Here is a 9654-nt window from a genome sequence, read left to right as displayed (position 1 = left end):
GCGCCGGGGCGGAACGGGGAGTTCGCGCCTGCGGTCGACGACGGGCCCGGTCCGAACGGGGAGCCCCCGGACGACGGGGAGGCCGAAGACGGGGCCTGGCCGAACGGGGAGGCCGAAGTCGGGGCCTGGCCGAACGGGGGTTCCGAAGATGAGGCCTGGCCGAACGATGAGTCCGAGGACTGGCCCTGCCCGAACGACGAGCTGGGGGACTGACCTGGGCCGAACGACGAGTCAGAGGACTGACCTGGGCCGAAGGACGAGTCAGAGGACTGACCTGGGCCGAACGACGAGTCCGAAGAGGAGTTCTGCCCGAACGACGAGTCCGAAGAGGCGCTCTGGGCGTAGGGCGAGTCCGAGGAGGCGTTCTGCCCGAACGCCGGCTGCGAGGACTGGCCCTGACCGAACGGCTGCTGCGAGGCCGCGTTGAACGGCTGCTGCGAGGGGGTGTTGAAGGTTGAGGACGGCGGGCCGAAGGAGGGCTGTGAGGACGGCGGGCCGTAGGAGGAATCCGGGGACTGGCTCGGCGAGGGGCTGGGGCTGGGGCCGAAGGAGCCGGATGGGGTGCTGGCGAGGTCGGTGGGGCGGGTGAAGGGCGATTCGGAGCTGGAGGGGCCGAACGGGGAGTCCGGGGCGGTGAAGCGGGAGTCGGCCGGGTCGAAGGGGAGGTCGCCGTTGATCGGGGCGAAGGGGGCGTCGCGGAGGCCGGGGAAGCTGCTGTTCTCGCCGGCGGAGTTGCCGCGGAGGGGGAAGCTGGCGCCCTCGGGGGCGTCGCCGCGGACGGGGAAGCCGGTGAGGTCCTGGGCGGGTGTGGTGCTGCCGTCGACCGTGGGCGGGCTGTCCGGGTAGTCGGTGAGGGTGGCGCCGGGGACGCGGACGCGCTGGTCGCCGAAGGCTGAGACGCCGGGGGCGCGCTCGGTGGCGGGGGCGTTGGCGTCGTCGGGGGCTGCCGTGCCTCGTTCGAACGGGCCGCGGCCCTCGCCCGGGGAGCGGCGGGGGAGGTCGGGCGTCGAAGCTGCCGGGGCCTGCGCTGCGAAGGGCTGGGCCTGCGCTGCGAGAGGCTGGGCCTGTGCCGCGAAGGGCTGGGCCTGCGCTGCGAGAGGCTGCGCCTGTGCCGCGAAGGGCTGGGCCTGTGCCGCGATAGGCGAGGCCGTGGGAGGGGTCGCCGGCGGCTGGGCGGCGCCGCGCGTCGGGGCGAAGCCGTTGAACTCGCCGACCGGGCCGGCTAGCGGGCCGCCGGCGATGCCGGGGTTGCGCTGGGGGAGTTGGCCGCCGGGTGCGTGGCGGAACGGGACCTGGCCCGATGCGTCGGTGGCCGGGGGCTGGGGGGACCAGCCCGAGGAGGGGGCATCGGGAGCCGACTGGCCGCGTGAAGGCAAGGGCGTTGACTCCGTACTACGAGGGTCCTGGGGCGAAGAGGGGGCGCCGAAGACCGGGCCGGGGGTGGCGTCCGCCACTGCGGGGACCACGAAGGGCGAGCCGCCGTTGGGGGTCGACTGCGGGGGTGGCGCGTACGCACTGGGGAGCGAATCCTCGGCGTGCGGGTACGACGGAGCGGAACCGGACGCAGCGTGACCGTCTGTGTCGGGGCGGTTGTCGGGCGGGAAAGCTCCGCGGCCCGATGTGGCCCCCGGCTGCCGGCCGGCGTGCTGGCCATCGGACGTCATAACCGCCTCCTCCATGACTGTCGGCCGTGCCAGCTTATGCACGGACGCGGCCGACCCTGCAGAGCTGGAGCATGACCCCGGCCACATGACCCGGCCGGCCGAGCCGGGGCGGGTGACCGTGCCCAACCGTACCGGGCGTAGCCGAGAGTAGGAATCCCGGTGTACGCCGTGGGACGCGGGCGACGTGCCCGAAAAAGTCCGAACGTGATCATGCACACGTTGGACAAATGCCATCAATTGCGGGCGGAGTGTCCGGAGTGGGTGGTCCGAAAATCTCACAGAGATAACGAGAAGCCCCGACCTGTGTATCGGTCGGGGCTCTCGGTGCCGCGTCGATCGGGCGGACGATCAGAGACGCGGCGGGTGAAGTGATTGCTTATGTGGTTCTCGCCTTACCCAGCGTGATCGGGAGCGATCAGAAAGTGCGCTGCTGCGCAAAGATCGCGATCTCGTTACGCATGGACTGGGTCGGCGCCGCCTGCATGGCGCGCTCGATGGCGCGGGCGTCGCGCTTGGCAAGACGGCGGCTGCGGATGCGGCTGATGGCGCTCATTGTGGTGCTCTCCCCCTGGCCTTCATTGGCCTTGTTGGACGTGCCGTGGTTCCGGCGCTGGCTTAATTAAACCGCGCCGGAACCCAGCATGCCAACGATTCAGAGGGTGATCCCGCTTACTAGCCTAAGGATCAAAGGTGGTGCAGCTTGGTTGCAGAATAAAAAACAGATCAGGTCCAGGAGAGCAGTGCGCCCTCCGGGTCCTCGAGGAAGCGGCCGATGTCGCGCAGGAACTTCGAGCCCAGCTCGCCATCGATGATGCGATGGTCGAACGAGAGGCCCAGCGTGGTGACCTGGCGAATCTTGATCTTCCCCTTGTGCACCCAGGGCGTCGGGCGTACGGCGCCGAACGCCAGGATCGCGGACTCGCCGGGCGGCAGGATCGGCGTGCCGGTGTCGATGCCGAAAACCCCGACGTTCGTGATCGAGAACGTGCCGTTCGCCATGTCGGCCGGCGGCGTTTTGCCCGATCTTGCGACCTGGACCAGCAGGTTCAGCGCCTCGGCGAGCTCGCGCATGGAGAGCAGACCGGCGTCCTTGATGTTCGGCACGATCAGCCCGCGCTCGGTGGCCGCCGCGATGCCGAGGTTGACGTACTCCTTGATCACGATCTCGTTGGTCTCGCCGGACCAGCTGGAGTTGACCATCGGGTGCCGCTTGATTGCGAGGAGTACGGCCTTGGCGACGAACAGCATCGGAGAGAGCCGGATCTCCCGGAACTCGGGGCGGGCCTTCAGTCGCTCCAACGCCTTCATCGTCTTGGTGATGTCGACGGTCAGGAACTCCGTGACATGCGGCGCGGTGAACGCCGACGCGACCATGTTCGCCGCGGTCAGCTTCCGGACGCCCTTGATCGGGATTCGCTGCTCCCGGAAACCGTCGGACGCCCCTGCGGCGGATGCATCAACAACAACATCAACAGCAGCCACTGCGGCGTGTACGTCGGCACGTGTCACCGAACCGAGCGGCCCCGACCCGACGAGCCTGGAGAGATCAACACCAAGATCCTTGGCCAGCTTGCGTACGGGCGGCTTGGCCAGCACCTTCAACGAAAGCACCGCCGCGGGAACCGGAGCGGGAGGTGCCGCCGGGGCGGGAGCTACGGGCGCCGGAGCGACGGCCGCAGGTTGAGTCGCGCGAGCCGCCGCAGGCGGGGTTGGCGTAGCTGCGGTTGTGGAGGTGTCGGGCGTACCTATCCGGGGTCGGCGTTTGGCAGTTACGGTTTTCGGGCCGTAACCGACAAGCACAGCCGTGCGCCCGCCAGGGGCCGGCCCGCCGATGAGACCGGGCTCGACCGCACCCTCTTCCGGAGCGATCTCGACGGCCGCGAGGGATTCCGCCGAGGGAATGGGCCCGGCGGTCGGGTCGGTGTCGATCGAGACGATGGGCGCACCCACCTCGACGGTCGTTCCGGCCTCGACGTGGATCTTCGCGACCACGCCACCCCACTTGGCCGGGATCTCGACGGCCGCCTTGGCGGTCTCGACCTCGACGATGGGCTGGTTGAGCTCGATCGTGTCGCCGACGCTGACGAGCCAGGTGAGGATCTCGCCCTCGGTGAGACCTTCGCCCAGGTCGGGCAGGGTGAAGTCCTTGATCCGTGACATCCGGGTCACCAGCCGAACGAACGGTCGACGGCGTCGAGCACCCGGTCCAGGTCGGGCAGGTACTCCTCCTCGACGCGGGCGGCCGGGTAGGGCACGTCGTAGCCGGTCACGCGCAGGACCGGTGCCTCCAGCGAGTAGAAGCACTCCTCGGTGATCCGGGCGGCGATCTCCGCGCCCAGGCCGAGGTTGCCCGGGGCCTCGTGCACGACCACCGCGTGGCCGGTCTTGCGCACTGAGGCGTAGACCGGGTCGAGGTCGAGCGGTGAGAGGCTCCGCAGGTCGATGACCTCGAGGTTACGGCCGTCCTCGGCGGCAGCCTCGGCCGCGTCAAGAGCGACCCGGACCATCGGACCGTAAGCGATCAGGGTGGCGTCGCCGCCCTCACGCGCGACCCGGGACGAATGCAGCGGGTACGCATCCTGCGGCGCGAGCGACAGGTCGACCTCGCCCTTCTCCCAGTACCGGCGTTTCGGCTCGAAGAAGATGATCGGGTCGTCGGACGTGATCGCCTGCTGGATCATCGAATATGCGTCGGCGGAGTTCGAGCACGTCACGACCTTGAGGCCGGGGGTGTGCGAGAAGTACGCCTCGGGCGACTCGGAGTGGTGCTCGACCGCGCCGATGCCCCCGCCGTAGGGGATCCGGATGACGATCGGCAGCCGCACGTTGCCCAGCGAGCGGTAATACATCTTCGCGACCTGGGCGACGATCTGGTTGTACGCGGGGAACACGAACCCGTCGAACTGGATCTCGCAGACCGGCCGGTAGCCGCGGATGGCCAGGCCGACCGCCGTGCCCACGATGCCGGCCTCGGCGAGCGGGGTGTCGATGACCCGGTTCTCGCCGAAGTCCTTCTGCAGGCCGTCGGTTATCCGGAAGACGCCGCCGAGCTTGCCGACGTCCTCGCCCATGATGACGACTTTGGGGTCGTTCTCCAGGGCGCGACGCAGGCCGTGGTTGAGAGCCTTGCCGAGAGTGAGGGTTTCGGACATCAGTGGGCACTCCCCTCGAACGCGGCCTGGTAGTCGGCGAACTGCTTACGCTGTGCGTCGACGAGTGGCGAGCCGTTCGGATACACGTTGTCGAAGATGGAGATGGGTTGCGGATCGGGCATCGCCAGCACCTGCTCGCGCAGGTTCAGGGCGAGGGTACGGGCGTCCTCGTCGACCTGACCGAAGAAGTCGTCATCGGCGAGCTGCTGCTTGGTGAGGAAAGCCTTGAACCGGCTGATCGGGTCCTTGGCCTTCCACGACTCGACCTCGCTCGCGATGCGGTAGCGGGTCGGGTCGTCGGAGCTCGTGTGCGCGCCCATCCTGTACGTGTAGGCCTCGATCAGCGTCGGGCCGTTGCCGTTGCGGGCGTTGTCGAGCGCTGACCTGGTCACGGCGTACGAAGCGAGCACGTCGTTGCCGTCGATCCGAACGCCCGGGAAGCCGAAGCCCGCCGCGCGGCGGTAGAGGGGGATCCTGGTCTGGCGTTCGAGCGGCTCGGAGATGGCGTACTGGTTGTTCTGGCAGAAGAACACCATCGGCGAGTTGAAGACGCCGGCCCAGACGAAGGCCTCGTTCACTTCGCCCTGGCTGGTGGCGCCGTCGCCGAAGTAGGCGATGACGGCCTCGCCGTCGGGCCCGCCCGTCCTGCCGTCCATGGTCACGCCCATGGCATAACCGGTCGCGTGCAGCGTCTGCGAACCGATGACGATCGTGTACGTGTTGAACTTGTACTCGTTCGGATCCCAGCCGCCCTGGTCCACGCCCCGGAACAGGCCGAACGGCATGATCGGGTCGATCCCCCGGGTGTAGAGCACGCCGTGCTCGCGGTACGTCGGGAACGCCATGTCCTGCTTGCGCATCGCCCGCCCGGAACCGACCTGCGCCGCCTCCTGACCGAGCAGGCTCGCCCAGATGCCCAGCTCGCCCTGGCGCTGCAGGGCGGTCGCCTCCGCATCGAGCCGGCGGACCGTGACGAGATCCCGATAGAGCTCGCGGTACTCCTCGTCGGTGAAGCTGACCGAATAGGTCACCCCCTCCGCCGTGGTGACGCTGTCGACGCGCTCACCTTCGGGGGTGAGCAGTTGAACGAAACCGCCGGCCGGAGCATCAGCCCCGACTTCGCTTTCGCCGTTCGCCATCCGTGTCTCCCTGTTCATCTCAACGCCCACGGCGGGTGTTGCCCGTCCGCGCGGCTCGACCGCTGGTATGCCGCGCCTGACCGGGTGAGGTTGCCGCGCGGCCCGACGACGTGATCACAGACCCCGCCGGGGAGTGACGGCCCCCACCGCAGCTCCGCTGGTAGCGAAGGCGACGGCGGCGGTGCCCTCCCCCTCATCCTCGCAGAGAACGTGAGGGGCGCCACAGGTCAGGTCGATCACAGATCGGAAATCTTGCGGGTTTATCGGTGACCGTATTTGCCCAATAAAGTCCTTTTCGTGCCATCACTTCCGCCGTAACGCCCGATCCCCACCGCTCCCCAAAGCCCCCTGCGTCGTTCACCCCTCTAGCCGCGACGAATCCATATGGATCTTTACTCTGGGGAGGGTGCCGGCCGTGCCGGACCAGCCGAACGACGACAACCCCGAACGCCCGCTGACAGTCCTCCGCAAACGCCTCAACGGCGTCTACAGCGCCCAGGGCTTCACCGGCACAACCCGTCGTTACGTGCTGATCGTGGCGATGCTGGTCGGCCTGGCCTCCCTGCCGACGCTCGCAGCGATCACCGCCGGCTCCCGGCAACTCGCCACCGACCGCCCCGCCGTCCCCGACGTGCCGTTCATCCCCCCGGCCTCCGCAGGCCCGATCCAGGTCACGCCCCCAGCGCCGGCCACCCCGCCGGACATCCAAGGCCAACCCCAAAAAAAGAAGCCCCCCATGGGTACGCCCAAAGCCGACAACACCCGCACTTCGCCGCAGCCCGGGGCTGAGCCGCGTCCGGGAGCTGAGCCTCGCCCGGGGTCTGGATCCACTACCGGGCCGGATGGTGTTGGGGATGGTGTTCCGCGTGCTGTCCCGGGTGGTGCGGATTCCGGCAAATCGCCAGCTCCCCGAGCGGGTGACCCCGGGCAGCACAACCCCGCCGACGACAACTCCGCCAATGGCGACCCTGGGAGGGGTGGGCACGTGAAGGACGACGACATCGTGGGCCGAATTCAACCCATCACACCCACCGCCCCCACCAAGCCCGGTGCTGCGATCGGGCCGGGCGCCCCGATCGGGCCCGGCGCCCCGATCGGGCCCGGCTCCGCGGACGGGCCGGGCGGCTCGATCATGCCCGCCGATCCGCATGGGTCAAGCGGTCCGGCTGAACCCGACGGCTCGTCGTCTAATCCGGACAATTCCGATAAAGACGATAAGAGCGATGATCCGAGCACCCCGGACGGGCATGACGATGGCTCGTCCGGCGGCCCGACGGGTGATTCAGGCGGCTCCCCTGATGACCCGCGAACCAACCCTGACGGCGATTTTGCAAACGACTCGGGAGTCGGCTCGGACGGGGATTCAGCAAACGACTCGGACGGGGATTCAGCGAGCGACTCGGACGGGGATTCAGCGAGCGACTCGGACGGGGATTCAGCGAGCGACTCGGACGGGGATTCAGCGAGCGACTCGGGAGCCGAGTCCGGGGGTGATTCGGCGAGCGACTCGGGAGCCGACTCCGGAGGTGATTCGGCGAGTGGTTCGGGAGTCGACTCTGAGCGTGATTCGGCGGGTGACGTCGATCCACCCGGCGAACCCGACAAATCCGACCCGGATGACGCGGATGCCGATGATCTGTCTGACCACCCGGCAGATCCCACCGACTCTGCTCAGAGTGACGACAAGGACAGTGCGGATGATTCCGACCATTTGGGTGATAGCGAAACCCGTGACCCGTCGGCCAAGCCCGTGCACCGGAACGTTTGCCCGGATCGTCCTCGTCGTTCGGCCGTCGACGTCGCCTTCAAGAAAACCAACGCCAGAAGCAACCGGTGGGCGAGCGCCGACCGGTTCGACACCAGCCGGAGGTCAACGGTGACCGAACGCCCCCAGAATCTCAGGCCCGCCCGCAAAACGGACCGAACCCACAACAGCCACCGCCACCAGCCCGCCCCACCCCGCACCAACGAAACCCCCGCAACCGCCCGCGGCTACAACGGCGCCCACAGAGCCGACCAACCACACCGCGCCGACCAACCACACCGGGCCGACCAACCACACCGGGCCGACCAACCACACCGGGCCGACCAAACCCACCGGGCCGACCAAACCCACCGGGCCGACCAGGCGAACCGGGCCGACCAGACGCATCACACCGATGAATCCCACCGCGGTGATCAATCGCAGCAGGCAGACCAATCGCAGTCCGGCGAAATCGCGGCGAGACCGGAGCAGTCAGCCCAGGTCACGCACACCCACCGAACCGACGAAGCCCGCAAGGCAGCCCTGCGCCGAAGCTCCCGCCCATCCCGCCACCACGCCAACCACGACACCAGCACCAACCGACGCTGAAAGCCAAGCCCAACCAGCCAAGCCCAACCAGCCAAGCCCAACCAGCCAAGCCCAACCAGCCAAGCCGAGCCCAACCAAGGCCCGGTCGCGGATTCAGATCAGTCGTCGGAGAGGCGGTGGCGGTTGGTCTCGATCCAGGCGTCGATGGCTTCCGGGTCGTTGGGGTCGACGCCCTCGGAGATGAGCTGGGCGACCGCGGCAGTGGCGGGACTCCGCTTCTCGCCCGTGGCATACAGCCGCGCGAACTCCGGAATCATCTCCTCGACCAGCGTGTCCGTCTGCGATGAAGCGGCATCCGGGAGCCCTCGCTTCCGCATCGCATATGCGGACCAGGCCCTCGTGACCCGAGGCAGCATCGCCGCGTCGTCCATGTCGAGGACCGCGCGGCGGTGCACCCAGTCGAGCAGGAACAGCCCGGCAACAGCCGGACTCCACCGCAGCGGGTCCGGGTCGGGAAGGCTGGCCGCGTGATCCAGCAGCAGGCTCAGGCAAAAATGCAGGGACGCGAGCTCGTCATCAGCCGAGATCTTCTCGAGCCCGAAGCGGGACGCCTCCGCCGAGGAGAGAAAGTCGCGCAGGAGCCGCTCGCGGTCCGGGCCGCTGAGCTCCGGCGGCTCGACCAGCGCGGGGACGGTCGACTTGGGGAGCAGGCCGAGACGGGCTGTGGCCAGGGCGCGGTCGGTGGAGAGGTTGCCGTCCTGTGGGAGGTCGCTGAGGTCGTCGGTGATCTCGAGGTGCCGGCTGACTTCGCTGCGCAGACGGGCGGGGTCTTCCTCGCGGAACCAGGTCAGCTCGTCGCCGGCGCACATTTCGCGGACCTGGGCGAGGATGCGTTCGGCGGGGCTGCCGACGAAGACGTCCTTGGTGATGCCGATGTTGTGGTCGACCAGGGCGACGATGGCGTGTTCGGGGCCGCCGTCCTCGAGGTCGTCGTAGGCGAAGGTGACCAGGTAGGACGTCTGGTCTCCATAGACATCGCCGTACGCGTAGCAGCCGGTGGGGCGCACCCGGCCGAGCTGGTCGGCCCAGCCGGGGGTCAGCGAGCCGCGTTTCACCTCGCCGGCGCCGGCCGCCTCCGGGACGAGCGCCGCGAAGACTTCGCGGATGGTGGTCGCGGAGGCTGTGCGCCGCCTGGTGGTCGCGCTGAGGAACTCGCCGACGAAGTCGCGCACCGCTTGGGCGCGGTCGGTCGTGGCGACCGAATACACGCTGCCCAGCAGTGCGGTGCCTAGCATCTCGGCGTCCAGGGCGCAGCCGAGCTTCGCCACGTCGCGGGCCGCGTGGAGGACCGCGTCGTACGGATTCTGAGGTGCTGCTGCCATGCCGCGAGCCTACCGGCAGAGCAG

General features: G+C 68.8%; 7 protein-coding genes. All 7 read right to left on the bottom strand.

Features of this window, described 5'->3' with window-relative positions; genetic code table 11:
* Positions 1 to 1664 (bottom strand): hypothetical protein (locus tag Ahu01nite_RS15385; RefSeq protein ID WP_203837198.1); only part of this gene is annotated, 1664 nt, incomplete at its 3' end.
* Between the two features lie 415 nt (positions 1665 to 2079).
* Positions 2080 to 2217, bottom strand: coding sequence for a hypothetical protein (locus Ahu01nite_RS15380; protein ID WP_203837197.1), 138 nt, complete (start codon positions 2215 to 2217; stop codon positions 2080 to 2082).
* Between the two features lie 170 nt (positions 2218 to 2387).
* A complete protein-coding gene (locus Ahu01nite_RS15375) occupies positions 2388 to 3824 on the bottom strand; it encodes a dihydrolipoamide acetyltransferase family protein (RefSeq protein WP_203837196.1) in 1437 nt (478 codons plus the stop codon).
* Positions 3825 to 3829: 5 nt separating this feature from the next.
* The gene (locus Ahu01nite_RS15370; RefSeq protein WP_203837200.1) at positions 3830 to 4819 is read right to left on the bottom strand and encodes an alpha-ketoacid dehydrogenase subunit beta; all 990 of its coding nucleotides are present in this window, start codon (positions 4817 to 4819) and stop codon (positions 3830 to 3832) included.
* A complete protein-coding gene (gene pdhA / locus Ahu01nite_RS15365) occupies positions 4816 to 5955 on the bottom strand; it encodes a pyruvate dehydrogenase (acetyl-transferring) E1 component subunit alpha (protein WP_203837195.1) in 1140 nt (379 codons plus the stop codon). Before pdhA ends, Ahu01nite_RS15370 begins: the two co-directional genes overlap by 4 nt.
* A 522-nt stretch (positions 5956 to 6477) precedes the next feature.
* Complete coding sequence (locus Ahu01nite_RS15360) at positions 6478 to 6660, bottom strand: hypothetical protein (RefSeq protein WP_203837194.1); 183 nt, start codon at positions 6658 to 6660, stop codon at positions 6478 to 6480.
* Between the two features lie 1746 nt (positions 6661 to 8406).
* The gene (locus Ahu01nite_RS15355) at positions 8407 to 9630 is read right to left on the bottom strand and encodes a hypothetical protein (RefSeq protein ID WP_203837193.1); all 1224 of its coding nucleotides are present in this window, start codon (positions 9628 to 9630) and stop codon (positions 8407 to 8409) included.
* Between the last annotated feature and the right edge of the window lie 24 nt (positions 9631 to 9654).

Source organism: Winogradskya humida, assembly GCF_016862215.1.
GTDB classification, from domain to species: Bacteria; Actinomycetota; Actinomycetes; order Mycobacteriales; family Micromonosporaceae; genus Actinoplanes; species Actinoplanes humidus.
The sequence above is the reverse complement of the archived record's forward strand: the minus strand, read 5'-3'. Positions and strand labels throughout refer to the sequence as shown.

Excerpts from the sequence above, each read along its gene's own strand:
- Ahu01nite_RS15355 (WP_203837193.1), bottom strand. The coding sequence starts at position 9,630 with ATGGCAGCAGCACCTCAGAATCCGTACGACGCGGTCCTCCACGCGGCC.
- pdhA (WP_203837195.1), bottom strand. The coding sequence starts at position 5,955 with ATGGCGAACGGCGAAAGCGAAGTCGGGGCTGATGCTCCGGCCGGCGGT.
- Ahu01nite_RS15380 (WP_203837197.1), bottom strand. The coding sequence starts at position 2,217 with ATGAGCGCCATCAGCCGCATCCGCAGCCGCCGTCTTGCCAAGCGCGAC.
- Ahu01nite_RS15360 (WP_203837194.1), bottom strand. The coding sequence starts at position 6,660 with ATGTCCGGCGGGGTGGCCGGCGCTGGGGGCGTGACCTGGATCGGGCCT.
- Ahu01nite_RS15375 (WP_203837196.1), bottom strand. The coding sequence starts at position 3,824 with ATGTCACGGATCAAGGACTTCACCCTGCCCGACCTGGGCGAAGGTCTC.